Origin of the sequence: Sphingomonas soli NBRC 100801 (assembly GCF_001591025.1) — a bacterium.
Lineage (GTDB): Bacteria > Pseudomonadota > Alphaproteobacteria > Sphingomonadales > Sphingomonadaceae > Sphingomonas > Sphingomonas soli.
This window is the reverse complement of the sequence record NZ_BCTZ01000001.1, coordinates 221,330-247,331: the sequence shown is the minus strand read 5'-3', so window position 1 is coordinate 247,331 and position 26,002 is coordinate 221,330. Positions and strand designations below refer to the sequence as shown.

The window sequence follows — 26,002 nt, the reverse complement described above, 5'->3', positions numbered from 1 at the left end:
GGCGGAACTCTGCGGTTTTCGGCCATTTTTCCCGGGGCGATACAGATTGGCAACACCCCCGGAATAGGGAAAAGCAAGTTGCCGTAGCGTAAAGTCGGCCACGGCCGGAAAGGACGAGAAAATGGCGGAATTGCATGGCGAGCCCGAAGATGGCGACATTGTCGCCCCTGCGGCGAAGATTCCCGTGCCGCCGCACGTTTCGGACGCCATCCGCACGCTGATTCAATGGGCTGGCGACGATCCCTCGCGTGAGGGGCTGATCGATACGCCCGAGCGTGTCGCCCGCGCCTGGAAGGAATATTGCCAGGGTTACTCGGAGGATCCCGCGCATCATCTGAGCCGGGTGTTCGAGGAAGTCGGCGGGTATGACGATATCGTCCTGCTCAACGGCATCCCCTTCCAGTCGCATTGCGAGCATCACATGGCGCCGATCATCGGCAAGGCCTCGATCGCCTATCTGCCCAAGGATCGCGTCGTCGGCATCTCGAAGCTGGCGCGCGTGCTCCAGGGGTTCGCCCGTCGGCTCCAGGTACAGGAGCGGCTCACCGCCCAGGTCGCCGATTGCATCTGGGAAAAACTGAAGCCCCAGGGCGTGGCGGTCGTGATCGACGCCACCCATGCCTGCATGACTGCGCGGGGCGTCCGCACCCCCGGCGTCGGCATGGTCACCAGCCGGATGATGGGCGTGTTCCGCGATGATGAGCGCAGCCGGGCCGAAGTGCTCAAGCTGATGGGCTATTGATGCGGATATTGGTGACCGGCGGCGCGCGGCGCATCGGCGCGGGCATCGTCCGCCGCCTGGCGCTGCGCGGGCACCATGTCGCCATCCATCACCATCATTCGCCGCAGGACGCCGAAGCGTTGCGCGATCTGATCGCAGCATCCGGAGGCTCTTCCTGCATCGTGACGGGTGAGCTTGAGGAACACGCCACCGCCGCTGCGCTGATCCATGCCGCGCGCGAAGGGCTTGGCGGGCCGGTCGACGGGCTCGTCAACAATGCGTCGCTCTTCGCCTATGACGCGATCCCGCTCACCGGCTTCGCGCTGCTTGACCGGCACATGCGGATCAATCTCGGTGCGCCGGTCGCGCTCGCCTCGGCAATGGCTGCACAGGAGGATCTCGAATCCGGCGCGATCGTCAATCTGCTCGATCAGAAGCTCGCCAATCTCAATCCGGATTTCTTCACCTATACCTGCAGCAAGGCCGCCCTGGCCGCCGCGACCGAGATGATGGCCCAGGCGCTGAGCCCGCGCATCCGGGTCAACGCCGTCTCCCCCGGCCTCACCCTCCCCAGCCTCGATCAAAGCGCCGAGGAATTCGCCGAGCATTCGCGCGAAAACCTGCTCCAGCAGCCTGTCGCGCTCGACGATATCGCCGCCACGGTCGAGCATCTGCTCACCAGCCGGAGCATCACCGGGCAGAATGTCTTCGTCGATTGCGGCCAGCGCTTCATAAAGCGGGATGGCGATGTCATGTTCTCCGGCCGCGAGCGCCCCGATGCCTGAATATACGATCCACCTCGAAGAACTCACGGTGACCATGGGCCTCGGCATCCACGCCGTCGAACGCGCCGCCCCTCAGCGGGTCGTGCTGAGCGTCGCCATGACCTGCCGCTACGATGCGCCGCCCGAAGACAGGATCGACGCAGTGGTCGATTATGATTTCCTGCGTAACGAGATACATATGCTCGCTAGTTCAAAGCATTTCGAGCTTCAGGAGACCCTCTGCGACCAGATCGCCGCGCTCGCTTTTGCCGACCCCCGCGTCATCCGCGTCCGCGTCCGCTCCATGAAGCCCGACATCTACCCCGACGCCCGCATCGGCTGCGAGATCGAACGCGCACGGCAGTAGACAATTCCCCGCCAGCGGCCGATGAAAACAGCTTCAAATTTGGGAGTGACTGGAATGGCCGTGGATGGACTGGAGCTGCGCTCGACGATCAGCGCAGAGGGCCAATTGCGCGTGGCGCTGGAGCCCATCGCGATCGATGCCCCCGGCCCCGACGAAGTCATCGTCCGGATCGAGGCCGCCCCGATCAACCCTTCCGATCTCGCGCTGCTGCTCGGCCCGGTCGACATAGCCAGCCTGCGAAGCGAGGGCGGCGCGCTGACCGGCGCCATCCTCCCGGCCCGCCTCGCTTCGGTCCAGGCGCGGATGGGCCAGGCGCTGCCCGTCGGCAATGAAGGCGCTGGCACAGTGATCGAAGCGGGCGTCAATGTGCAGGATCTGCTCGGCAAGAAGGTCGGCATGATCGGCGGCGCGATGTACGCCACGCACCGCAAGATCGCTGCCCGCGATTGCATCCCCCTTCCCGATCACGCCACCGCCGCCGATGGCGCGTCGATGTTCGTCAATCCGTTGACCGCCCTGGCGTTCGTCGAGACTTTCCGCAACGAAGGGCACAAGGCGATGGTCCACACCGCCGCCGCATCCAATCTCGGCCAGATGCTCAACCGCATCTGCATCGCGGACGGCGTGCCGCTGATCAACGTGGTCCGCAGCGAGGCGCAGGCGCAGATACTGCGCGATCTCGGCGCGAAATATATCCTGGACAGCAACGCCCCCGATTTCCGCGAGCAACTGACCGAACTCGTCGCCGAAACCGGCGCCACCCTCGCCTTCGACGCGATCGGCGGCGGCGCGATGGCGAACACCATCCTCCACGCGATGGAAACCGCCGAGGCGCGCAAGCTCACCGCCTATAATCGCTACGGCTCGTTCACCCACAAGCAGGTCTATATCTACGGCATGCTCGATACGGGCGTGACCACGCTCGATCGCGGCTATGGCTTCAGCTGGAGCGTCAGCGGCTTCCTGCTCACGCCGTTCCTGATGAAGGCCGGCATGGAGACGATCGGCCGCCTGCGCGCCCGCGTCGCCACCGAGCTGACCACCACCTTCGCCAGCCATTACAGCCAGACGATCAGCCTGGCCGACGTGCTCAAGCCGGAGGTGGCAGCCGAGTACAACAAGAAGGCGACCGGCGAGAAGTTCTTGATCGATCCCTCGCTCTGAACGCGCGCGCGGCGGCGTTCAGCGCGCCGCCGTCTGCCCGGGCAGGCACGCCTCGGCAATCGCCGTCACATGCGAAAGATCGGTGCCGCAGCATCCGCCCAGGATCGTGATCCCGGGCACGCGGCGGCGCAGATCGGCATGTAGCGCCGCCAGTTCTGCCATGTCGCCCTTGTCCAGCTCGGTCATCACATCGAGCTCGGCATGGCTGCATCGGGATGCATTGGCACGCACGCCCCGGATCCGCGAGGTCCACGCCGCCCCCGGCTCCAGCGCATCGGAGAAATGCGCCGGATGCGCGCAGTTGATCATGTAATAGGCCGGCCCCGCGCCCGTCGCCGCGTCCACCGCGCGCACCGCATCGGCCAGCGTGTCGCCGGTCGGCAGCCGCCCGTCGGTCTCCACGGTGAAGCTGATCGCCACCGGAATCCCCAGCTTCTGCGCCACTCGGGTTATTCCGATCGCCTCGGGCACATTGGTCATCGTGATCGCCGAAAGCATGTCCGCGCCCGCAGCGGCGAGCACTGCGCCCTGATGGCGGTGATAGGCCTCCGCCTCCTCCGGTGCCATGATCTGCCCCGGATCATAGCCATCGCCGCGCGGTCCGATACAGCCGCTGACGACAATCTCGGGCACCGCGTCCCGATACTGCTCGCGCAGCGCGATCAGCCCGGCGATCGCCTCGCCATTCAGCGCATCGAGCGCGTCCACCGAAAGCCCCAGCGGCGCGGCCCAGTCCGGGCTGGCCCGCCACGTCGCGCTTTCCAGGATCAGCCCGCACCGCATCCGCGCCGCCAGGTCGAGAAAGCCGGTCAGATAGGCGTTCAGCGCTGCCCGCCCCGCTTCCGACTGGAGCAAGGTGATCGAGGCGAAATAGGGCAGATCGATCCCGTGGTTGAAGAGAAGATCGGTCTCAAGCCCGGCATCGGTGAGAAACGGACGATCAAGCTGCGGAAGCGTCGCGTATCTCATCCGAATTCCCCTGCGGCTATTCTGCCCGTACTGGCAACGTTGAACCTTAGTTCGTCCATCGAATAGCGCCAGAACGGAAAATAGTCGCAGGAAATGCCCGGCCTCTCTGGCCCCGCATCCGTTCTCAATAAATATGCGTCGTGTAATCGAGGTTCTTGCGCGGCTCCGCATCCAGAAAAAGCCGGGGGTGCGCCGCATCGGTCAGCGCCAGCCAATAGATATGCTGCTCGAAATAGGATGAACGATTGCTCCCGAACAGCGAGTAGCGGAAGCGTCCGTTCCACTCGATCCGCGCGGTCTCCTCCGGCTCCAGCACGAAGAGCGGGCTCGGCAGCCATGCGGGCCATTTGGTCTGGAGGCGCCAGCGCGACGGAGCATTGAGCGAAATCCCCATCGCCTTGCCTCTGGGCCGCCAGTCGAGCGAGGCATGTCCTTGCGTCCACGCCTCGTGCGTCACCGGGCCGCTGCGAACCGCCACCGGCTCGTCGGCCCAGCAATCGGCAATGACCTCATGGACGAGGGCAACCTGTTGCGGATTGCCCTCGATCGCCATCTCGGGGAGCGGATAGACTGGCTCCAGCAGCGGACGCCGGTCGCTGCGATCGGCCCCACGGCTTGCCTTTGTCCAGCGGTGCATGATGTGCTGGACGATCAGCACCGCCGTCAGGCCCGGTTGGCTGCGCTCAGCACCGCGCGCACGCTGGCCGTTGCGATGTCGGCATCGATGCCCACGCCGAATACGGTGCGCCCGTCCTCGGTGCGGCATTCGATATAGGCCGCCGCCTGCGCATCGGCGCCGTGACCGATCGCGTGCTCGCTATAATCGACCACCTCCAGCACCGGGCCGGTCGAGCTTGCCAGCGCCGCGATCACGCCCGAGATCAGGCCGTTGCCGCGTCCGGAGATCGATGTTTCCTCGCCCGCGATCGACAGCCGCCCGACAAAGGTGCGATTGCCCACCGTGCCGCTCTCTTCATAATCGACCAGCTGGATGCGCGCCGCGTCGCCCGGCAGATAGACCTGCTCGAACAGCGCGCCGATATCGCCCGCGTTGAGTTCGCGGCTGGTGTCGTCGGCGAGCTGCTGCACATGGCGCGAGAAATCGGCCTGCATCCGCTTGGGCAGCTTCAGCCCCTTGTCCTGCTCCAGCACCCAGGCGACGCCGCCCTTGCCCGACTGCGAATTGACGCGGATCACCGCCTCGTAATCGCGACCCAGATCCTTGGGATCGATCGGCAGATAGGGCACGCTCCAATATTCGTCGTTGCGCGCGCCCTGCGCAGCAAAGCCCTTCTTGATCGCGTCCTGATGGCTTCCCGAAAACGCCGTGAACACCAGATCGCCGGCATAGGGCGTGCGCGGATGCACCGGCAGGTTGGTGCAATAGGTCACGGTGTTCACGATCTCATCGATGTTCGAGAAATCAAGCTTTGGATCAATGCCTTGTGTGTACATGTTGAGAGCGACTGTCACGAGATCGCAATTCCCGGTGCGCTCGCCATTGCCGAGCAGACAGCCCTCGACGCGGTCCGCACCCGCCATCATGCCCAGCTCTGCCGCCGCCACGCCGGTGCCGCGGTCATTATGCGTGTGCAGGCTGATCACCACCGAGTCACGGTTGCGGATGTTTCGGCCGAACCATTCGATCTGGTCGGCATAGATATTGGGGGTCGCGCACTCGACGGTGGCGGGCAGGTTGAAGATGATCGGCTTCTCCGGCGTCGGCTGGAGAATGTCCATCACCGCCTCGCAGACCTCGAGGCTGAAATCGAGCTCGGCGGTCGAGAAAGTCTCCGGACTATATTCGAAATGCCAGTCGGTGTCGGGCTGCTTGGCGGCCTCGTCGCGCAGCACCTTCGCGCCTGCGATCGCGATCGCCTTCACTTCCTCGCGTGTCATCCCGAACACGATCTGCCGCCATGCGGGCGACACGGCGTTGTACAGATGCACGATCGCCTGCTTGGCGCCCTTCAGGCTCTGGAAGCTGGTCTCGATCAGGTCGCGGCGCGACTGGGTGAGCACCTGGACCAGCACGTCGTCCGGGATCTTGTCCTCACGCACCAGCCCCGAGATGAAGTCGAATTCGGTCGCCCCAGCGCTCGGGAAGCCGACCTCGATCTCCTTCAGCCCCACCTTGCAGAGCAGCTCGAACATGCGCTGCTTCTTCTCCCCGTCCATCGGGTCGATCAGCGCCTGGTTGCCGTCGCGCATGTCGGTGGAAAGCCAGCGCGGCGCACGGGTGATGGTCCGGCCCGGCCATTCGCGATTGGGCAGGTCGATCTGGGGGAAAGGGCGGTACTTGACGCTAGGGTCGCGCAACATGGCTCAAAACTCTCGGATTATGCGGTGTCGGTAAAGGTCGGTAAGGCCCTTAGGGACGCGCGCGCAGCGACACACCCCTAAGGGCGGATAAGTCGCAGTCCGAGAAGCGCGGTGGCGGTCATGATGCGCGCTTATTGCCGCGCGCGAGGCCGCCTGTCCAGCTAGTTGGCGTTGCCCGCGGCCAAGTCGGGGTTTGGCACCATGGTCTCGCTAGCGTTCACCTCGCGCGGGGGCACCGGCGTCTCGCTGGCCCGGGGTGCAGGCGTCGCGACGATTTCCGCCACTGGCGGCGCGTCCGAATAATTGGTGCCCGTGGTGCCGCCGCCGCCGCATGCCGCCAGCATCATCAGTCCGCCCAGCCCGATCACCGCCCGCATCTTCGTCTCCCCAGTCGCAGCCATGGCACGATAGCATGCCCCGCGCCCCGGTCCAGCGCCGTACGAAAGCGCCAGGCGGGCCGGAAATCGAGCGGAGGCGCGCCACCGAGCAAACTCCTCTCTAGACAGACGCGCGATACCAAGATCAAAGGGCGTCAGGTACGTGCATCGGCAGATGCTTCGCGACGGCTTGTCGGGAGCATCAGCGGCGGGAGAGCGTCGCGGGAAACCGGTCGCACATACCAAGCTTTAGCCCGAATGCGGGCAGGAACAGGAGATGAGAATATGGCCGAGACCAAAGCACGCGGCGGCATCGCCAAGCCCGTCACCCCCTCGCCCGAGCTGGCGAAGATCACCGGCTCGGCAGCGCTCCCGCGCAGCGAAGTGGTGAGCAAGATCTGGGCTTACATTAAGAAGAACAACCTCCAAAACCCTGCAAACAAGCGGGAAATTCTGGCGGACGACACGTTGAAGCCGATCTTCGGCGTCGACAAGTGCACCATGTTCGAAATGAACAAGCTGCTCTCGAAGCACATGAAGTAAGCCGCTCGGCCGGCGTCAGCCGGCCAGCGCTGAAACGAAGCGGGGCGGCCCTCTCAGCGAGGGCCGCCCCGTTCTCGTTCGGGCAGTTCCGGAAGCGCCGCGCCCCTCCGACTCAGCGGTCGGCGGCCACCTCGATGCGCAGGACTCGGCCCGCTGGCGCGCCCTCTCCGCCCGTCTCCTGTAGCTCGAATCGCAGCCCGGAGCCGCTCACCACGGCTTTCGGGAGGCCCCCGCGCTGCTTTTCCACAGTAATTTTGGCGTCGGGCAGGCATGCCGCGATCTGGCTCGCGGTCCCGTCGCGCGTGATCTCGGGCGGCAATTTGCTCTGCTGGCAGAAATAGCCGACCCCGCCGGGGAAGCAGCCATAACGCAGCAATTGCGGCTTGAAGTCCGCATCGCGCAGTTCCTGGAACGGGATCGGCTCGCGCCCGCCCTCCACCAGCTTGGCGATATCCCCGCAAAAGGGATCGGCCAGCGCGGTCAGGGCAAGCAATGCGGCGGCGAAATGCATATCGGCTCCTTATCTCTATCCAATCATTAGCGCGGCTGGCATTGCCGGGCTCTGAACGGAGAGAACGCATGGCCGAGAAATTCGAGCGTCACCGCCAGCCCTGGCGCGCCGACGAGATCCAGAAGCTTCACACGCTCGCCAAAAAGGGCATGCCGCTGCGCCAGATCGCCAAGGCGCTCACCCGCAGCGAGGAATCGGTGAAGGAACGCGCCAAGCAGGACGGGCTCGGCATCGCCAAGCTGCACTAGCGGCTGGCTGCGGGCCGGATGCGTATCTTCAGCGTCCGCCCAACCTGCGCACGCTCGGATCCGCTTTCCGCAAGCTCGAACCTCAAACCGCCTCCGGTAACGTTCGTGCGGCGCAATCCCGGCCATTCTTCCCCCGGCGATATCTCCGCGCCCGGCAGGCAGGCCGCGATGCGCGCCGCCATCGTCTCGTGCGTGACGTCCGGCGGCAACATGCTCTGGCCGCAGAAATAGCCATCGCTTCGAAAGCAGCCGTTCAGCAGCCTGGGCGCGAAGTCCGAGCGGTAAAGCTCGGCATAGGCCGTCGGATCGGCGGTCGCAGCGGATAGCCGCTGCAAGTCGGCGCAGATCGGATCGGCCTGCCCCAGCCCGGCCAGCAATGCCACGGCAGCAACGACGTGCATCTCACTCTCCCTTCCCCATCGCGCGCACCCTCGCCCGCCGCCGCTTGCCCGCGCCTGAACAACTGCTAGGGCCCGCAAAATGTACGACGCCATCATCCTCGGTGCAGGGGCAGCCGGCCTGATGTGTGCGCTCACCGTCGGTCAGCGCGGCCGCCGGGTGCTCCTCGTCGATCATGCAGATCAGGTCGGCAAGAAGATCCTGATCTCCGGCGGCGGGCGCTGCAATTTCACCAATATCGGCACCGATCCGGCGCGCTACCTCTCCCAAAACCCCCATTTCGCCAAGTCGGCGCTGCGGCGTTACACCCCGCGCGATTTCCTCGATCTGGTCGAGCGTCATGGGATCGCCTGGCACGAAAAGACCCTGGGCCAGCTCTTTTGCGACGGTTCGGCGCGGCAGATCGTCGATATGCTGCTCGGCGAATGCGCGATCGGCGGCGTGGAGATCTGGCTCGGCCAGCCCGCGACCGTCGAGCATGCCGATGGCCGCTATCGCATCGCCTGCGGCAATCGTGCCGCCGAGGCCCCGTCGCTCGTCATCGCGACCGGCGGCCCCTCGATCCCGAAAATGGGCGCAACCGGCTTCGCCTATGATCTCGCCCGCCAGTTCGGGCTAAAGATCGTCGAGCCACGCCCCGCGCTCGTGCCGCTCACGCTCAGCGGCGAACAGGCATTGTTCAAGGAATTGTCCGGCGTCTCCGCGGATGTGATCGCCCGCGCTGGCAAGGCCGCCTTCCGCGAAGCCGCATTGTTCACCCATCGCGGCCTCTCCGGCCCGGCGATCCTCCAGATCTCGTCCTATTGGCGGCACGGTGAGAGCATCGCGATCGATTTCCTCCCCGATGTCCGCCCCGGCTGGCTCACCGAAGCCAAGCGCGCGCGCGCGCGCACCACGCTGCGCAAATTGCTCGGCGAAGCCCTGCCCGATCGCCTTGCATCCGAACTCGCCGAACAGCTCGCGCTGACGGGCGAACTCCACAGCCATTCCGACAAGGCGCTCCTCGCCGCCGAACAGCGCCTCGCCGCCTGGTCCTTCACCCCCAACGGCACCGAAGGCTATGCCAAGGCCGAAGTCACCGTCGGCGGCATTTCCACCGCCGAACTTTCGTCGCAGACGATGGAGGCTCGCAAGGTTCCCGGCCTCTACGCAATCGGCGAGGCGGTCGACGTCACCGGCTGGCTCGGCGGCTATAATTTCCAATGGGCCTGGGCCAGCGGCTGGGCGGCCGGACAAGCCCTCTAGAAGAGAGGCCCTCTAGAACGGAGCGCCCGATCGGTGCACTATGCTCCCTTCGCTGCGGAGCTTCTATGGCAGAACCCTTTTCCCACGGCACGGTCCATCAGGCTGCAGACGATCTCCAGGCCGCGCTCCGCGCCGATGCGAACGTGCTTTCCCTGTGGGAGAGCATCTCCCCGCTCGGACGCAACGAATTCATCTGCTGGGTCGAGGATGCCAAGCAGCCCGCCACCCGCGAGCGCCGCATCCGCCGCACCTGCGAGGAGCTGATCGAGGGCAAGAAGCGCCCCTGCTGCTGGGCAGGCTGCATCCACCGCACCGACAAGGCCCCCAGCCGCTGGCAACAGGCGGTGTTGATCGATCAGAAGTCGAAGCCCGACTCCTGACGGCGTTTCAGCCGGACAGCCCCGCCCCCGGGCCTTTGAGGCCGGGCCTCGCTTCTTCCGGCCCAAACCCTTCGGCTCAAGGCAGCGCCCAACCGGCGTAAAACTACGTACTACCGGCCCCTTCCCCTACATAAAGCTTGCCCTTTTCCCCCCTCGCGCCCATCTGGGCCGCTCCATGCCATTCTCAAATCTCCCCACGCTTCTCGCCGAAGCGCTCGCAGCGCGTGGTTACGCCGCGCCCACGCCCGTGCAGGCGCAGGTCATCCAGCCCGAGGCTGAGGGCCGCGACCTCATCGTCTCGGCACAGACCGGATCGGGCAAGACCGTCGCCTTCGGCCTCGCCATGGCCGGCGATCTGCTGGGAGAGGACGGCCGCATCCTCCCCAGCCGCGAGCCGCTCGCGCTGATCATCGCCCCCACCCGCGAACTCGCGCTCCAGGTCAGCCGCGAGCTGATGTGGCTCTATGGCCAGTCGGGCGCGCGCATCGCCACCTGTGTCGGCGGCATGGACGCCAGCAAGGAACGCCGCCAGCTCAATCATGGCGCGCATATCGTCGTCGGCACGCCGGGGCGCCTGCGCGACCATCTCGAACGCGGCGCGCTCGATCTCTCGGCGCTCAAGGCCGCCGTGCTCGACGAAGCCGACGAGATGCTCGACATGGGCTTCCGCGACGATCTCGAAGCGATCCTCGATGGCTCGCCGTCCGAACGCCGCACCCTGCTCTTCTCGGCGACCATGCCCAAGCCGATCGTCGCGCTCGCCAAGCGCTATCAGCGCGACGCGCTGCGCATCACCACCGTTGGCGAAGATCGCGGGCATGGCGACATCGCCTATCAGTGCGTCACTGTCAGCCCGTCCGAGATCGAGCATGCGGTGATCAACCTGCTGCGTTTCCATGAGGCGGAAACCGCGATCCTTTTCTGCGCGACGCGTGACAACGTTCGCCATCTCCACGCCACTCTGGTCGAGCGCGGCTTTTCCGCCGTGGCGCTTTCGGGCGAGCATAGCCAGAATGAGCGCAACGCCGCGCTCCAGGCGCTGCGCGATCGCCGCGCCCGCGTCTGCGTCGCCACCGATGTGGCGGCGCGCGGCATCGATCTGCCCACGCTCAGCCTCGTCGTGCATGTCGAGCTGCCGCGCGACGCAGAGGCGCTCCAGCACCGCTCGGGCCGCACCGGCCGCGCGGGCAAGAAGGGCACCGCCGTGCTCATCGTCCCGTTCCAGCGCCGCCGCCGCGTCGAATCCATGCTGCGTGGCGCGCGGATCAACGCCGAGTGGATCGATCCGCCCAGCGCCGAGGCGATCCGTGCGAACGATCGCGAGCGCCTGCTCGCCACCCTGCTCGAACCCGTGGAGATCGAGGACGATGATCGCGAGCTCGCGCAGCGCCTGCTCGCCGAAAAGTCGCCCGAGGATATCGCCGCCCTGCTCGTCCGCGCCCACCGCGCCGCGATGCCGCAGCCCGAGGAACTGATCCAGCAGACCCCCGAGGCGCGCCGCCAGGCCCAGCAGGACAAGCACCGCGCCGGGTTTGAGGACATTGTCTGGTTCAGCATGGATATCGGCCGCCGCCAGAATGCCGATGCGCGCTGGATCCTGCCGCTGATCTGCCGCCGTGGCCATGTCACCAAGAACGAGATCGGCGCGATCCGCATCGGCCCGAACGAAACCGCGTTCCAGATCCCGCGCGCCATTGCGGGCAAGTTCCAGGCTGCGATCTCGCGCACCGCCGAGGGCGACGATGACGTCCGCATCATCCCCTCCGATGGCCCGCCCGCCGGCGGACCGCGCCCCGGCCCCGCGCCCCGCGCGACGCTGCACCGCGCGGCCCCTTCCGACGGCGGCTTCCGCGTCGATGGTCCGCGTCCTCCCGCGCCGCCCCGCCCGCCGCGCACCGGCAATGCGCGCGGCAATGATGGCCGCCCGGCCCCGCGCCACCACGCCAAGCCCTATCAGAAGGGTCCGCCCAAGGGTCCGCGTCCCCGGTGAGCGCCGACATGCGGATCCTCGTCGATGCCGATGCCTGCCCGGTAAAGGACGAAATCTACAAGGTCGCGTGGCGGCACGAAGTGCCTGTGGTGATCGTCAGCAATAGCTGGCTGCGCATCCCCCAGCACCCGCTGATCACCCGCCAGGTGGTCACCGACGGGTTTGACGCGGCGGATGACTGGATCGCCGAACAGGCGGATGCGCGCGCCATCGTCATCACCGCCGATATCCTGCTGGCTGATCGCGCGCTCAAGGCCGGTGCCACCGTGCTGGCCCCCACCGGCAAGCCCTTCACCACCAGCTCGATCGGATCGGCCATCGCCACCCGTGCGATCATGGCCGATCTGCGCGCCGGCGGCGAGCAACTGGGCGGCCCCGCCCCCTTCGCCGCTGCCGATCGATCGCGCTTCCTCCAGGCGCTCGACACCGCGCTCGTGGCCCTCAAGCGGCGATCCCTTACGCAATATTAGGATTGATCCGCATATCTTCTCAGACGGGAAGAAGGGGGTCAATTTGCCGGGGAAGCACAACCTGCCGCTGATAGCGACCAGGCCGCCAAGGCTGAGCGAAATGCCGGAGGCGTTGCGCGCGATCGAGGCCGCGGGGATCTACAGCAATGGCGGCCCTGCCGTGCGCCGCTTCGAGCAACAGCTCGTCGAACAATGCTTTGGCGGCGAAGGCGCGTGCCTCGCCGTCGCCAATGCCACGCTCGGCCTGATGCTCGCCATCCGCCAGGCGCGCGCGGGACGTCCGGGCCGCTACGCGCTGATGCCCAGCTTCACCTTCGCCGCGGCCGCGCATGCCGCGATCTGGGCCGGCCTCACCCCTTTGCTCTGCGATATCGATCCCGCCGACTGGGCAGCCTCGGCCGATGCCGAACGGGCGCTGCTCGATCGCTATGGCGATCAGGTCGCGGTCGTCGTCCCCTATGATATTTTCAACACCGGCCTCGATCTCGAACGTTATGCTCAATATGCGCGGCACTACGGCGTCGGCGTGGTCGTCGATGCCGCCGCATCGCTCGGCGGGCTCGATGCGCACGGGCGCGGCTATGGCAGCGGTGCGCCCTTTGCCTGCGTTTATTCGATGCACGCGACCAAGCCCTTCGCGGTCGCGGAGGGCGGCGTGCTCTACAGCGCCGATACCGCGCTGATCGAGCAGTTCCGCGTGATGCACAATTTCGGTTTCGGCGCGCCGCGCACCGCCACCGATATCGGCATGAACGCCAAGCTTCCCGAAGTGCTGGGCCTGCTGGCCGAAGCACGCCTTGCCGCCATGGAGGAGGTTGCAGAACACCGCGCCGCGCTCGCTTCCGCCTATCGCGCCGCGCTCCCCGAATTCGAGTTCCAGGCCGTGCACGGCACGCGCCAGGTCAGCCAGTTCATGCCGCTGCTCCTTCCCGCGCATGTCGATCGCGAGGCGGTCATGGCCAGCCTCGCCGCGCAGGGCATCGGCTCCGGCAAATATTTCAGCCCGCACCTCGCAAACCATCCCTATTTCCAGCAGCACAGTGTGATCGAGCCGACACCGGTCAGTGACAACATCGCCGCCCGCATCCTCTCCCTTCCGGTCACCGATGTGATGACCACCCCCGACGTCACCACCATCGCCCACGCCCTCCGCACCGCTCTCCGCAGCCGCGTCCATGCCGTCGCCTCGGCAAAGCCCCGCATCCACCAGACCCTGCTCGTCGGCGGCGGCCCGGCGGGTACCGCGATGCTGATCTCGGCCAGCAAGCAGAACCGGCTTGCCGAACTGGCGCAAGGGCTCGTCATCGTCGAAGGCAGCGATCGGCTCGGCGGCGGCCAGCTTGGCGGTTATGCCATCACGTCCGACAGCACGGCGGAAACCTTCCTGAGCGCGGTGAAGGATAATCCGCACCCCGCCATCGCCGCGCTGATCGAGCATCCCGGTGCCGTCGAGATCGGTCGCTATGCCGGTTCGCTGGGCGTCCCGCTCGCGCGCACCGGACCGTTTCTCGACGCGATGGGCGATCGCGTCGGACAGGCCGTACGAGAAAATGGCGGCACCATCCTCACCGGCCACCAGGTCCTCGAAGCGCGGCGCACGCCCTCGGGCCTGTGGCAATCGCGCGTCCGCGATCGCGCCAGCGGTGCGGAGCACGACCTGCTTTCGCACAATCTGGTCCTCGCCACCGGCGGCTATCAGTCACCAGGGGATGTCGCGGCGGCCCGCGTCGCCGGCATGCCGCTCGGCGAACGCGTAGGCGACCGCCTCGTTCTGTCGGACGACGCGCTGCGCATCGGCGGGGTCGACGCGATCCGCGAACGCCTTGCCGGCCATCGTGCCCCGCGCATCGCGATTGTCGGCGCCTCGACCAGCGCGCTCGCCACCGCGACCCTGCTGCTCAAATCCGGCCTGCCCCTCGGCGCAGGCGCACTGACGCTCCTCCACCGCGAAGCGCTGCGCCCCTTTTATCCTTCCGCCGAAGCCGCGCGCGCCGATGGCTTCACCGATTTCGGCCCCGACGATATCTGCCCGGTCTCAGGCTTCGTCTATCGACTCGCTGGCTTCCGGCTGGAAGCGCGCGAGCTGGTCCTCCGCATCCTGGGCGTGGGCGGTCGCGTCGCCGATCCGCGCCTCCACACGCATCGCATCACCGGCGATGCGGATGCACGGGCCGCCGCTTTGCTCGATGACGCGGATATCGTGATCGGCGCGCTCGGCTATCGGCCGCATGCCTTGCCGCTGTTCGAAGCAGACGGCAGCCGCATCGCGCTCAGCGCCCACGCACCCGGTTGCCCGCGCCTCGTCGATCAGCAATGCCGCGTGATCGACGCGAGCGGCCATCCGCTTCCCGGTGCCTATGGCATCGGGCTCGCCGCGGGCTTCGTGCCGATGGGCGCGCTGGGCGGCGAAAAGAGCTTCAAGGGCAAGGCGAACGGGCTGTGGCTCTGGCAGAACGATGTCGGCCAGTTGATCGTCGGCCAGTTGCTGGAGCGCCGCGCGAGGGCGGCTGCATGACCCTTCCCGCCATCTCGGTCATCATGGCCGCCTATAATGGCGCGTCGCTGGTCGAGGAAACGATCGCCACGCTGCGCGAGCAGACCCGCACCGATTGGGAACTGATCGTCGTCGACGATTGCTCGACCGACAACACGCTCGAAGTCCTGCGCAGCATCCGCGATCCGCGCATCCGCGTGATCGCTTCCGAGCGGAACCAGGGGCCGGTCTGCGCCCGCAACATCGCGATCGCAGAGGCGCGCGGCCATTATATCGCCGCGCTCGATCAGGACGATCTGTGCACCCCCGATCGCTTCGCCCGCCAGGCCGCGTATCTCGATGCGCATCCCGAAACCGTGCTCGTTGCCTCCGCCGCGCTGTTGATGGAAGACGGCATCCCCGGCCGCTGGCCCAACGAACGTTCGCTCAGCCCGGCGATGATCGACTGGCTGTTGTTCACGCAGAACCCGCTCGTATGGTCGACCTCGATGTTCCGCGCCGACGCCGCACGCGCGCTCACGCCCTTCACGCGCCCGGAACTGCGCTATGCCGAGGATTTCGATCTCTATCACCGCATCCGCGCCTTTGGCCGTCTCGCGCGGATCGACGAGCCGCTGCTCGCCTATCGCTGCCACCCGGGTGGCGCTTCGCAGAAATTCCGCACGTTGATGCAGGCCAGCGCCGCCGCAGTGTTGGCCGGGCGCTACGCCCGTATCTTTGGCGAGGATGCCGAAGGCCATGCCGCCTTGGTCGCGCAATATCTGATGGGCCGCGATCCGGTGCCGGACCTGCCGACGCTCGGCAAACTGTCGCGTATCCTGAGCAAGCTGCACACCTGCTTCGTCGCAGAGAACGAACTCACCCCCCAGTCCCGCACCGAAATTGATGGCGAATATGCCCGTTTATGGTGGCTGCTGGCCCGCCCGGCGCTGCGCCAGGGGCATGTCGGGCTGCGCGGCGCGCTGGGCGTACGGCCCGGTGTCGTGCGCATCCACCCCGCCGATCCCGATCTGATCGTGTCGCCGCTGATCGGCCAGGCGCGCGCTTTGGTGCGCAGCTTCGGCGGGCGCCGATAGAAAAAGCCCGCCGCGCACCGGGTGCGCAGCGGGCCTTTTCGGGTTGCTCGGGAGCGCCCTGCGGCGCTCCGTCGCATAGTCTTAGAACTTGGTTTCCACCGCGACCGTGAACGAACGGCCACGCGGATCGGCAACGCGGGGTTCCCACGAGCTGCCTGCACCGGTGTCGGTGTTGTACGTGATCGCGAAGGGCGGATCGGTGTTGAACAGGTTACGAACACCCAGCGTCAGCTTATAGTTCGGGCCGAGACCCGTATAGCTGATCGCCGCGTTGTAGATCGAATAGTCCTTCACATACCGGTTGTAATCGGGGCGGGCACCGCCGACGACGCCGATCTGGTAGTTGCGATAGCCCTTGCGGAAGATGTTGCTCAGCGAGAAGCTGATGTCATCGTTCGCCCACGAGATGAAGGCATTGTGCTTCCACTCGACGCCAAGGTCGCCGCCGAAGGTGAACACGCCGATCAGGCTCGGGCCGTAGGGCGACGAAGGCAGGAACTTCTCGCGCTTCTTGAGCAGGCGGGTGCCGTCAAGACCGGCGACGAACCGCCCGCCGAACGCCTCGATATTGCCGCGCACGGTGACTTCCAGGCCCTCGGTGCGGCGCGAACCGATATTGTCGGCGCGAACGTCGAGCAGGGTGATGACGCCACCGGTCCGCGTCACGCGATCCGGGAAGAAGGACTGGTTGTTGAGCAGCTGATCGATGGTCAGCGAGCCGATCGTGTTGTCGACTGCGATGTTCCAGTAATCGACCGACGCGGTGAAGTTGCTGATCGGCTGGAACACGACACCCGTGCTCCACTGCTTCGACGTCTCCGGCCCCAGGTTCAGGTTGCCGCCCGTCAGCGAATCCGGGGTGATCGCGGCGCAGCCGGGAGTCACGTTGATCACGCCGCCTGCGGGGCAGGTGGTCGGGTCGGCGCGCGCGTTGCCGGGGTTCGGCGACTGGGTGACGCCGTTGAAGATCTGGTTGAACGCCGGAACGCGGAAGCCGGTGTTGTATGAGCCGCGGAACATGATCCAGTCGAAGGGGCGGAACTTGGCCGTCACCTTCGGATTGGTCGTCGTGCCGAAGCCCGAATAATCGTCGACGCGCACGGCACCGCTGACTTCGAACCACGGGAAGATCGGCACGAGGAGCTCGGCATAGGCCGCCTTCACGTCGCGATTCTTCGGCGTGAGCGCGTTCGCGTTATCGAACGCCACGTTGAAGATGTCGGGCTGGTTCGCCGCAGCGGCAGCCGATCCGTTGAAGCTGTAGGTTTCCTTGCGGTAATCGACGCCGACCGCCATCTGGACCTGCCCGCCCGGCAGGCCGAACAGCGGGCCGGAGATCGATGCGTCCGCCTGCTTCACTTCGTAGCGGCCACCATACAGCGTCACGCCCTTGGCCGAGATCGCCTCCAGACCCGCCAGCGCCTGCGCCGATTGCGTCAGCGAGAACGGGTTCAGGATGCCGCTGTTGAACAGGCCGACGATGCCCGGCGCGGTTGCGCCCGGCGCGGTCGGCGCGCGCGGATCGGCCTGGCCTGCCAGCGTCGCGCCGGTGCCCGAGGCCACCGCCGTGGCGTTGGACGCAAACACGCCGCGATAGTGATAGCCGGTGCCGAGCACCGACGAGGCTTCGCTGCGCGAATAGGATGCCCCGGTGCGATAGTCGAAATCACCGAAGAGCGGGCCTTCGGCGCCGATCGCGGCACGGAAGGTCTTGGTGTTGGTGGTGTATTCGCGAAGGCCGCAATCCATGCAGCGGTAGCGGAAAGTGATCGGCTTGCCGTAATTGCCTACGGCATCGACAGTGCGGTCGCCCACGGCGCCGATCGCCGGGAACACTGCCGCGATGCGATCATAGACGTCGTTATACGTCGTCGCCGTCAGCGAGTTGAGCGGGAAGGCGATCGGCATTGCCGTGTTGCTCGCCGTGTACTGGTTCTCCGAGAAGCGCTTGTGCGACGTCGCCTTCGAACCGGTAACTTCGGCGTACAGCTCGTGCGAGCCGATCCGGGCGGTGCCGCGGCCATAATAGGTCAGCGTCTCGATCGGCTGCTGGAGCACGGCAGCGCGGCCCGTATCGTATCCGCAGGCATAGCGGGCGCCGGGGATGTTCCACAGCTGATAGTCATACGGCATGCCGCCGTCATAGGAGTCGCAGCCCGCGCCGCCCGGCAGGTTGAGCGGGTTGATGCCGCCGCTGCCCGCAAAGGTCGTCGTGCCGGGAAGGACCAAGCCGCTCAGGAAGTACGGGTTGCCGGTCGCATTCGCGCTGCCCAGCAGCGTGCCGCCCTGGGTGATGCCGATGCCGGCTGCGGTCGGGTTGATCGCGAACGCCGTCGCGATCGGCGTGCCGCGCGTGTCGACCGAAAGGCCGCGGTTCGGCTGATAGACGTTCACGAAATCGCGGTCGCGGCCATAGAGCACGCCGTTCCAGCTCTTGGAAACGGCGGCCATGATGTTGAAGCCCTGCTCGTCGAGATCGCCATAGCCGGCGGTCCCGCTGATCCGATAGATCGGGGCGTCGCCTTCCTGGGTGATGTCGGTGAAGCCCGAGAGCGAGATGCCCTGGAAGTTATTCTTGGTGATGAAGTTCATCACGCCGCCGACTGCGTCGGTGCCGTAGATGGCCGATGCGCCGTCCTTCAGGATTTCGATGCGCTCGATCGCCGCGAACGGAATCTGGTTCACGTCGACCGAACCGCCGCCGATGCCGTGCGCCGCGACGCGGCGGCCGTTGAGCAGCACCAGCGTTGCGCCTGCGCCCTGTCCGCGAAGGTTGGCCGAGGAAAGGCCGTTATTGCCGCCGCGCGCCGCACCCGCGACCACGTCGCCGTTCGAGGCGAGGTTGTCCGGGCCCGATCCGTTGGTCGACAGGAACATGACGAGCTGCTCGGGGCTCGAGATGCCCTCGCGCGACAGTTCCTGCGTGGTGATGATCTGGAGCGGCAGCGCCGACCGGTTCGGGTCCTGGCGGATGCGCGAACCGGTGACGATGATGCCCTTGCCATCATCCTCCGCTGCGGATTCGTCTTGCGTCGGGGGCAGCTGTGCAGCGGTTGTCGCGGTGTCCTGCGCCAACGCCGGCATTGCGCCCGCGAGCGCCGCGAGCGCGGAGCCCGAGGCCAGAATGAGCTTAAGCGACGATACAGCCATTATGAATTCCCCCTGAAGCACGGACTTTGGGCCCTGCGGACCATGGCATTAAGTAACAAAATTGTGGCTCGGCATCATAGTTTCTTTTCGCTGCGCCATAACCTCGGGGCATTAACAGGTGCACTCTGCCCCTTAAGCGTTGCGCTGCGGCAACACTTCCCCCCTTATTGACTTTGCGCGCCCCTTTCCGGAGGCGTGGCGGCACCGGAGGAAGTGTTCGATGCCGCGTAGCTTGCCCCAAATCAGGACGATCGCTCGTGGCTGAGGCCCTGCCCGATCCGCACACCCTGGTGCCGCCGCCCGCGATTCCGCCCGGCGCCGGCCGCATGGCTCTCTATGTGCTGCTCGGCTTCTCCGCCGGCCTGCCCTTCTACATGTTCTCCACCGTGCTCAGCGTGCGGCTGGCCGAACATGGCGTCGCGCTGGCGATCATCGGCTTCTTCGCCTGGGTGCAGTTGCTGCCCACCTTCAAGTTCCTCTGGGCACCTTTGCTCGACAAATATGACGTGCCCGGCTTCGCGCGCTTCTGGGGCAAGCGCCGCGGCTGGATCATGCTCTCGCAGCTCGGCATCTTCACCTCGATGCTGGCGATGGCGCTTACTTCGTCGGACGGAAACCTGTGGGTAACCGCGCTCTGGGCCGTCCTCCTCGCCTTCTGGACCACCACATTGGAAGTCGCCGCCGACGCCTGGCGTATCGAGCTTGCCCCCACGCCCGAGGAGCAGGGCCCCGTCGCCGCGTCGAACCTGTGGGGCTATCGCACCGCAATGGTCGCGGCGGGCAGCGGCGCGCTCCTGTTCGCCGACATGGCGGGCAGCATCTCGGGCACCTTGCGCGGCTTCGGCATCGAGCCGGGCTGGACCACTTCCTATCTGCTGATCGCGGCCGGCGCCTTCATCCCCCTCCCCATCCTCGCCTTGCTCCCGCGCCAGCCGGGTTGCACCGGCGCGCGCATTCCCGCCTTGCTCACCGGCCTCGCCGCCAGCGCGGGCATCCTGCTGGCGATCGTTGCGGGCACCGCGGCAATCGGCTGGGTGATCCTCTCCGCCGCGTCGGGCATCGGCATCACGGCGGACACCAACGTGCTGCCCTGGGTGCTCGGCATCGCGATGGCGCCGTTCATCGTGCTCGCCTTCGCGCTCCCCTGGATCCGCGACGCCAAGCCGACCGATCCGATCCGCGCCTCCACCGTCATCGGCCCCTATGCCGATTTCTTCTGGCGTTACGGCTTCCTCGCGATCGGCGTGCTCGCCTTCGTCTCGATCTACCGGATGGGAGACGTGCTCGCGCTCAACCTGTCCAAGCCGATGATCCTCGATCTCGGCTATACCAAGTCGCAGATCGGCTGGGCCGATGGTCTGGTAGCTTTGCTCTCCAGCATCGTCGGCGTCGGGCTTGGCGGCTGGATGGTCACCAAATGGCGCTGGGGCATCACGCTCACGCTGGGCGCGGTCTTCGCCGCGATCGGCAATTTCGGCTTTGTCTGGCTGGCGCACATGCCGGTCAACCAGAACACGCTCTACCTCGCCACCGCCGCCGATCAGTTCGGCAACGGCATGGCGGGCGCGGTCTTCGTGGTTTACCTCTCGATGCTGTGCAATCCGCGCTTCCCCGGCGCGCAATATGCGTTCCTCTCGGGCTTCGCCTTCCTCCTCGCCCGGTTGCTCGCAGGAGCAGGCGGATCGATCGTCAGCAAGCTCGATGCCGCGGGCTATAACGGCTTCGATATCTTCTTCTACGCCTCGGGCGTGATCAGCCTCGCCGCCCTCCTGTTCCTTCCGTTGCTCGCCAAGGCGAAGCCCCGCCCCGACGATAGAGAGCCTGTAACCGCGTGATCGAAACTGCCTTCGCCCCCGCCGCCGCCGCCATCGCCGAGGGCCGCATTCCCGGCGCCGCTCTAGGCGTCGTCACCGCCGACGGCCGCCGCTGGACCACCCATGCCGGTCTCGCCGCGAAAGTGCCCGAGCCCGAGACGGTCACCGAAAACCACTGGTTCGATCTCGCCTCGGTCTCGAAGGTGATCTTCACCACCACCGCGATCCTGCAACTGGCGGATCAGGGGAAGCTCGATCTCGATCGCCCGGTAACCGACGCGATCCCCGATCTGCGCCAATATGACGTCGCGAACGCGGCCGAGCGCAAGCTCACCTTCCGCGACATGATCGCCCATCGCAGCTTCTTCCCCGCGGTCGAGCCGATCTACACCTATGGCGACGATCCCCAGCGCCTGCGCGCCTTCGTCCTCCAGCGCGAATGGCGGCATGGCCCGCCGGTCTATTCGGACATCAACTTCATCATCCTCGGCATCGCGATCGAGCGGATCACCGGTAAGTCGCTGCGCGAATGGCCCCTCCCTCCCGGCCTCACCTTCGGCCCGCCTCCCGGACCCGCCGTCGCCACCGAATTCTGCCACTGGCGCGGTCGCGTGCTGAAGGGCGAGGTGCATGACGAGAATTGCTCGGCATTGGGCGGCGACACCGGCCATGCCGGCCTGTTCGGCACGCTCGCCGGCGTACTCGATTTCGCGCAGGGGCTGCTCGACGGCACCGGCGCGTCCCCCGCGATGCTCGAAGCGATCCGCACGCGCCAATATGAACACCGCACCTGCGGCTGGGAGCGTAAATTCCCCGGCTGGTCGGGCGGTCAGGCCTGCTCGGACGAGACGATCGGCCATACCGGCTTCACCGGTACCGGCCTCTGGATCGATTTCGAGCGCGGCACGGCATGGACCCTGCTCACCAACCGCGTGCACCCGACCCGTCACTTCGACAGCGGCATCTTCACGCTGCGCCCTGCCACGGGCGATGCAGTGATCGGAGCTTTGGCATGACGACGGCCCGAAGCGGCCCGTCACCCTGAACTTGTTTCAGGGTCCAACCCTCAACAGGGGGCGGAATTTGCTTGTTGGACGATGGATGCTGAAACAAGTTCAGCATGACGAAGACGTTAGGAAGTCACCATGTTCTCTATGCTCGCACTCAGCCTCGCACTCGCGGCCACCCCGCTCCAGGACGATCCCGTCACCCCCGCCGATCGCCTCGCGCATGAGCAGATGCTGACGCTCGACACGCACCTCGACACCCCCGAATTCTTCGAGCACCCCGGCTGGGACTTTAATCGCTGGCACAACGTGGATTTCGACAAGAGCCAGGTCGACATTCCCCGCATGGAGCAGGGTGGGCTCGATGGCGGTTTCTTCGTGATCTACACGGGGCAAGGCGATCTCACGGCGGAGGGCTATGCCAAGGCGCGCAACGCCGCGCTCACCCGCGCGATGTGGATCCAGCGCGTCGTCGCCGCCAATCCCGAGAAACTGGCCTTCGCGACCACCGCCGCCGATGCCGCGCGCATCGCCAAGACCGGCAAGCGCTTCGTCTATCAGAGCATCGAAAACAGCTATCCGCTCGGCGAGGATCTCTCGCTGCTCAAATGGTTCTACGATCACGGCGTCCGCATGGCCTCGCCCGTCCATTCGCGGAACAACCAGTTCGCCGACAGCACCACCGGCAAAACCAGGACCTGGGGCGGCTTCAGCCCCTTGGGCAAGCAGTGGCTGGCCGAGGTCAACCGGCTGGGCATGGTCGTCGATCTCAGCCATTCGAGCGATGAGACCTTCGATCAGGCGCTGGCACTGTCGAAAACGCCGATCATCCTCTCGCATTCCGGGCCCAAGGCGATCTTCGATCACCCACGCAACCTCGATGACGATCGGATGCGCAAGCTCGCCAAGGCGGGCGGCGTGATGCAGATCAACAGCGTCTTCCTCGTCGCCTATGATGACAACAAGGCACGCGGCGCTGTGCAGGACAGGCAGGATGACTGGTGGGCGCTGTCAGACGCCGAGCAGCGCAAGCTGATCGCGGACAAGGCCGTGGCGGATGCCACCGATCCCTATGCAGCGCCCGATTTCGAGCTGTTCATGAAGAGCCTGCTCCACGCCATCAAGGTGATGGGCGTCGATCATGTCGGCATCGGCGCCGATTGGGACGGCGGCGGCGGTGTCCGCGGCATGGAAGATATCTCCCGCCTCCCCCGCATCACCGCCCGCCTCCGCAAGGAAGGCTTCTCGGACACCGACATAGAGAAGATCTGGAGCGGCAACACCCTCCGCCTCCTCAAGGCCGCCGAAGACTGGGCCGCGAAGAACGCAGCGAAGTAGCCCGACGCCGGCGAAAGGACGGCCGAAGTCAGATTAACTGATAACCGTCATCCCCGCGAAAGCGGGGACCCAGGGTTACAGCCGACACCCTGCGCGGCCCTGGATCCCCGCTTCCGCGGGGATGACGATTTTTGGATGCCACTCCCCACAGGGAAGGAGACCACGCCCCGCAGCATGTGCTCAGGGAACGCACCGCACTCCCCCCGTCACCCCGGCCCCGTGCCGGGGTCCACCGCGCCTCCCGCGCAACCCTTGCGCCTCCATCCCCCCCCCCGCCGAACCGGGGATCCCGGCACGGACGCCGGGATGACGACTTACGCACCAGCCACCGCCCCCACATTACCCTTGCAATGTAGGATTTCGCCTGCTTGGCTCAGCCGGTCGGCATTGCCGCCGCTCTTTCAAATCGTCGGTTCAACAGGCCCCGTGACGGCAAAAAACCCGCGCAATCTCCACGCCGCAAAACGCGCGCGTTGGTGTCACCTTAGTGTCACCTTCCGCGCTCAGTTCGCCGCCGCGACCAGGTTCAGCGCCGCGTCCATGATCCGCGTCGCCGATGCGCCGGAGGGCACGTCATTGGCGTACATCGCAAAGGTCAGCCGCTTGCCGCTCGCCGCGATCATATAGCCCGCCAGCCCGTTGGTGGCGTTGATCGTGCCGGTCTTGGCAAAGATCCTGCCCTCCAGCGGCGTGCCCTTGAAGCGGCTGCGCAGGCTGCCGTCCACCCCGCCGATCGGCAGCGTATCGCGCCACTGCGCGCCCCAGGGCTGCGCCGCAATCCAGCGAAGGAACTGCGTCATGCCGCGCGGGCTCACCCGGTTATAGGTCGACATGCCCGATCCGTCGGACAGGTCCCAGGCGGTGCGCGCCACGCCGGCGCTCCTCAGCATCGTCTCCACCTCGAAGACCCCGTCGGCGATCGAACCGCTGCCGTTCGCGCGCGATACGCGGCGCAGCGCCAGCTCGGCGTGCAGATTCTGGCTGATCTTGTTGATGATCTTCAGATCCTCGGCCAGCGGCGAAGGCGTCAGCCGCGCCAGCAATTGGGGCTCGCGCGCATGGGCGAACGGCGCCTTGCGGAACTCGGGATCGTCGCCGGGCAGCAGCGGGCGGTGCACCACGCGCACCTGCCCCTTCACCTTCACGCCGCGCGCCTCCAGCAGCGTCTTCAGCCGCCACGCTGCATAATGCGCCGGATCGTCGATCCCCATGCGCGAGACATCGGGCTTCGCGTCCTTCAGGATCGTGCCCGTCACGCGCACCACCCGCTCGAACGGCAGCCGGTCATAGCCGATCCGCGTCTCGCCGCTGTCCACGGTGAGGGTCAGGTTTTCGATCGTGTAATAGTCCGAACCCAGCGTGATCTTGGCCGGCTTGCCCGGCTCGCCCGGCGCCACAGTCAGCTCGACCTCATTGTCGTCGAGCGTCAGCGCGGAGATGCCGGTGCCCGATCGGGTCGGAATATTGTTCCAGCTCATGCCGGGGCTCCAGCGCTGGTCCGGAAAGGCCGTATCGTCGCCGATCACATCGTGCACGCGCTTGGTCTTCGCCGCCACCGCATCGGCCAGCTCGATCAGGCAATTGACCTTGCAGTCCGCCGCGCTGGAAACCCGCGCGTCGCCATAGCCCACCAGCACCACGTTGCGCCCGTCGATCCGCACGCCGGTGCCGCTCAACGGGTCGGGCGCGTTGACGTGAGGCAGCGTGGCAAAGGCCGCCGCGGTGCTGAACATCTTGGTGTTCGATGCCGGGATATAGCGCCCGTCAGGGTCGATCGCGACGATCTCGGTGCCATCCTCGGTCGCGACGACCAGCCCGAAGCGCGTGCCGGGCGCGGCCTCCTCCAGCTTTGCCTGCACCTGGCTGCGAAGGTCTTGCGCGGCGGCGGGCGTGGCGGCGGCAAGCGCCAGAGCGAGGAAGAGCGCGTGTTTCATGGGGTGTGAGCCTAGCCGGAACGCGCTCAACGGCAAGCATGCGATGCGTCGGGCGGGCATAACCCCCGCGCATGGATCCGCGTTATCGCCCGATCAGCCAGGGCTTCACCCGGCCCGTTGGCTTGGGCGTGCCATCGATCCGCTCGGCACGGATGATCTTGATCGGCGACAGGATCATCTGCCCCTTCATCGCGTCGCGCCCGCCCCCGGTCGGCAGCGCCAGGATGCGCTTCACCACGTCCATGCCCTGGATCACCTGCCCGAACGCGGCATAGCCATTATTGCCCGGCCTCGCGTCGAGCCCGGGATTGGGGCCGACCATGATCGAGAAGTTGGCATTGGCCGCATTCTCGTTGATCCCGTGCGCCATCGATATCGTGCCGTCGAGGTGCCGAAGCCCGGTCTTGCTGGTCGGCTCAAGCTCCAACGGCGGCAGCATCCGCCGCGCGTCCTGCGCGATGCCGCCCTGGATGAAGCCGAAGCGCGGATCGGACTTGCGCCGCGTCGCCCGGTAGAATTCGGTGTCGTCGAGCCGCCCGTCATCGACATAGGCCATGAAGTTGGCGACCGTCTTCGGCGCCCGCTTCGCATCGAGCGCCAGCACGATGTTCCCCGCCGAAGTGACGAGCCGGACGCGGACGGTGCCAGGGGCTTGCGGAGCGCTGTTGCCGAGCAGGAACAGCGCGAGAATCAGGGTCAGGAAACGCATGGAGCGGCGT

24 protein-coding genes are annotated in these 26,002 nt (G+C 66.4%); 15 read left to right on the top strand and 9 right to left on the bottom strand.

All coding sequences use genetic code 11. The features are described 5' to 3' along the window. Positions 1–121: 121 nt before the first annotated feature. The 4 genes from folE to SSO01S_RS01165 are packed head-to-tail and all read left to right on the top strand — an operon-like array spanning position 122 to position 3,016. Positions 122–742, top strand: coding sequence for a GTP cyclohydrolase I FolE (gene folE, locus SSO01S_RS01180; protein WP_066793899.1), 621 nt, complete (start codon positions 122–124; stop codon positions 740–742). Continuing rightward, the gene (locus tag SSO01S_RS01175) at positions 742–1,506 is read left to right on the top strand and encodes an SDR family oxidoreductase (protein ID WP_066793896.1); all 765 of its coding nucleotides are present in this window, start codon (positions 742–744) and stop codon (positions 1,504–1,506) included. Before folE ends, SSO01S_RS01175 begins: the two co-directional genes overlap by 1 nt. Beyond that, entirely contained in the window at positions 1,499–1,852 is a 354-nt protein-coding gene (locus SSO01S_RS01170) for a dihydroneopterin aldolase (RefSeq protein ID WP_066793894.1), read from the top strand. Before SSO01S_RS01175 ends, SSO01S_RS01170 begins: the two co-directional genes overlap by 8 nt. Positions 1,853–1,906: 54 nt before the next feature. Beyond that, positions 1,907–3,016 (top strand): zinc-binding dehydrogenase, encoded by a 1,110-nt coding sequence (locus SSO01S_RS01165; protein WP_066793892.1) that lies wholly within the window; start codon positions 1,907–1,909, stop codon positions 3,014–3,016. A gap of 18 nt (positions 3,017–3,034) precedes the next feature. Here the strand turns inward: SSO01S_RS01165 and SSO01S_RS01160 are convergent, their stop codons facing one another. The 4 genes from SSO01S_RS01160 to SSO01S_RS01145 form a co-directional block, all read right to left on the bottom strand. Beyond that, a complete protein-coding gene (locus SSO01S_RS01160) occupies positions 3,035–3,985 on the bottom strand; it encodes a homocysteine S-methyltransferase family protein (protein WP_066793889.1) in 951 nt (316 codons plus the stop codon). Between the two features lie 124 nt (positions 3,986–4,109). Further along, a complete protein-coding gene (locus SSO01S_RS01155) occupies positions 4,110–4,622 on the bottom strand; it encodes a hypothetical protein (RefSeq protein ID WP_157073572.1) in 513 nt (170 codons plus the stop codon). Between the two features lie 26 nt (positions 4,623–4,648). Further along, a complete protein-coding gene (gene leuA, locus SSO01S_RS01150; RefSeq protein ID WP_066793883.1) occupies positions 4,649–6,307 on the bottom strand; it encodes a 2-isopropylmalate synthase in 1,659 nt (552 codons plus the stop codon). A gap of 161 nt (positions 6,308–6,468) precedes the next feature. After that, a complete protein-coding gene (locus tag SSO01S_RS01145) occupies positions 6,469–6,708 on the bottom strand; it encodes a hypothetical protein (protein ID WP_066793881.1) in 240 nt (79 codons plus the stop codon). A 261-nt stretch (positions 6,709–6,969) separates the two neighbouring features. Here SSO01S_RS01145 and SSO01S_RS01140 point away from each other — a divergent pair, with 261 nt between their 5' ends. Then, a complete protein-coding gene (locus SSO01S_RS01140) occupies positions 6,970–7,227 on the top strand; it encodes an SWIB/MDM2 domain-containing protein (protein ID WP_066793879.1) in 258 nt (85 codons plus the stop codon). A gap of 112 nt (positions 7,228–7,339) precedes the next feature. Here the strand turns inward: SSO01S_RS01140 and SSO01S_RS01135 are convergent, their stop codons facing one another. Further along, positions 7,340–7,738 (bottom strand): hypothetical protein, encoded by a 399-nt coding sequence (locus SSO01S_RS01135; protein ID WP_066793878.1) that lies wholly within the window; start codon positions 7,736–7,738, stop codon positions 7,340–7,342. A gap of 68 nt (positions 7,739–7,806) precedes the next feature. Here SSO01S_RS01135 and SSO01S_RS01130 point away from each other — a divergent pair, with 68 nt between their 5' ends. Next, the gene (locus SSO01S_RS01130) at positions 7,807–7,986 is read left to right on the top strand and encodes a hypothetical protein (protein WP_066793875.1); all 180 of its coding nucleotides are present in this window, start codon (positions 7,807–7,809) and stop codon (positions 7,984–7,986) included. On the opposite strand, the gene SSO01S_RS01125 is transcribed toward SSO01S_RS01130, so the two are convergent. Then, a complete protein-coding gene (locus SSO01S_RS01125; RefSeq protein ID WP_066793873.1) occupies positions 7,983–8,387 on the bottom strand; it encodes a hypothetical protein in 405 nt (134 codons plus the stop codon). The genes SSO01S_RS01130 and SSO01S_RS01125 overlap by 4 nt on opposite strands. A 79-nt stretch (positions 8,388–8,466) precedes the next feature. On the opposite strand from SSO01S_RS01125, the gene SSO01S_RS01120 reads away from it, so the two are divergent. The 6 genes from SSO01S_RS01120 (at position 8,467) to SSO01S_RS01095 (ending at position 16,040) form a co-directional block, all read left to right on the top strand. After that, on the top strand, positions 8,467–9,630 hold the full coding sequence (locus SSO01S_RS01120) for a BaiN/RdsA family NAD(P)/FAD-dependent oxidoreductase (protein ID WP_066793871.1): 1,164 nt from the start codon (positions 8,467–8,469) through the stop codon (positions 9,628–9,630). A gap of 65 nt (positions 9,631–9,695) precedes the next feature. Continuing rightward, the gene (locus tag SSO01S_RS01115; protein ID WP_066793869.1) at positions 9,696–10,010 is read left to right on the top strand and encodes a YdeI/OmpD-associated family protein; all 315 of its coding nucleotides are present in this window, start codon (positions 9,696–9,698) and stop codon (positions 10,008–10,010) included. A 175-nt stretch (positions 10,011–10,185) separates the two neighbouring features. After that, a complete protein-coding gene (locus SSO01S_RS01110; RefSeq protein ID WP_066793867.1) occupies positions 10,186–12,000 on the top strand; it encodes a DEAD/DEAH box helicase in 1,815 nt (604 codons plus the stop codon). Between the two features lie 8 nt (positions 12,001–12,008). Then, on the top strand, positions 12,009–12,470 hold the full coding sequence (locus SSO01S_RS01105) for a YaiI/YqxD family protein (protein WP_066794259.1): 462 nt from the start codon (positions 12,009–12,011) through the stop codon (positions 12,468–12,470). Positions 12,471–12,513: 43 nt separating this feature from the next. After that, positions 12,514–14,985: a DegT/DnrJ/EryC1/StrS family aminotransferase gene (locus SSO01S_RS01100; RefSeq protein ID WP_369404234.1), complete on the top strand. Its 2,472-nt coding sequence runs from the start codon at positions 12,514–12,516 to the stop codon at positions 14,983–14,985. Beyond that, the gene (locus SSO01S_RS01095; protein ID WP_066793861.1) at positions 14,982–16,040 is read left to right on the top strand and encodes a glycosyltransferase family 2 protein; all 1,059 of its coding nucleotides are present in this window, start codon (positions 14,982–14,984) and stop codon (positions 16,038–16,040) included. Before SSO01S_RS01100 ends, SSO01S_RS01095 begins: the two co-directional genes overlap by 4 nt. Before the next feature lie 81 nt (positions 16,041–16,121). Here SSO01S_RS01095 and SSO01S_RS01090 read toward each other — a convergent pair whose 3' ends face one another. Then, positions 16,122–19,190: a TonB-dependent receptor domain-containing protein gene (locus SSO01S_RS01090; protein ID WP_066793858.1), complete on the bottom strand. Its 3,069-nt coding sequence runs from the start codon at positions 19,188–19,190 to the stop codon at positions 16,122–16,124. Positions 19,191–19,447: 257 nt separating this feature from the next. On the opposite strand from SSO01S_RS01090, the gene SSO01S_RS01085 reads away from it, so the two are divergent. The 3 genes from SSO01S_RS01085 to SSO01S_RS01075 all read left to right on the top strand — a co-directional run bounded on the left by SSO01S_RS01085 (position 19,448) and on the right by SSO01S_RS01075 (position 23,349). Continuing rightward, positions 19,448–21,025 (top strand): MFS transporter, encoded by a 1,578-nt coding sequence (locus SSO01S_RS01085; protein WP_245646542.1) that lies wholly within the window; start codon positions 19,448–19,450, stop codon positions 21,023–21,025. Beyond that, entirely contained in the window at positions 21,022–22,020 is a 999-nt protein-coding gene (locus tag SSO01S_RS01080; RefSeq protein ID WP_066793855.1) for a serine hydrolase domain-containing protein, read from the top strand. The genes SSO01S_RS01085 and SSO01S_RS01080 overlap by 4 nt, the downstream gene beginning before the upstream one ends. 129 nt (positions 22,021–22,149) lie before the next feature. Then, complete coding sequence (locus SSO01S_RS01075; protein WP_157073571.1) at positions 22,150–23,349, top strand: dipeptidase; 1,200 nt, start codon at positions 22,150–22,152, stop codon at positions 23,347–23,349. Positions 23,350–23,852: 503 nt separating this feature from the next. On the opposite strand, the gene dacB is transcribed toward SSO01S_RS01075, so the two are convergent. Next, the gene (dacB, locus tag SSO01S_RS01070) at positions 23,853–25,283 is read right to left on the bottom strand and encodes a D-alanyl-D-alanine carboxypeptidase/D-alanyl-D-alanine endopeptidase (protein ID WP_066793850.1); all 1,431 of its coding nucleotides are present in this window, start codon (positions 25,281–25,283) and stop codon (positions 23,853–23,855) included. 82 nt (positions 25,284–25,365) lie between these two features. After that, the gene (locus tag SSO01S_RS01065; protein WP_066793847.1) at positions 25,366–25,992 is read right to left on the bottom strand and encodes a peptidylprolyl isomerase; all 627 of its coding nucleotides are present in this window, start codon (positions 25,990–25,992) and stop codon (positions 25,366–25,368) included. Positions 25,993–26,002: the final 10 nt, after the last annotated feature.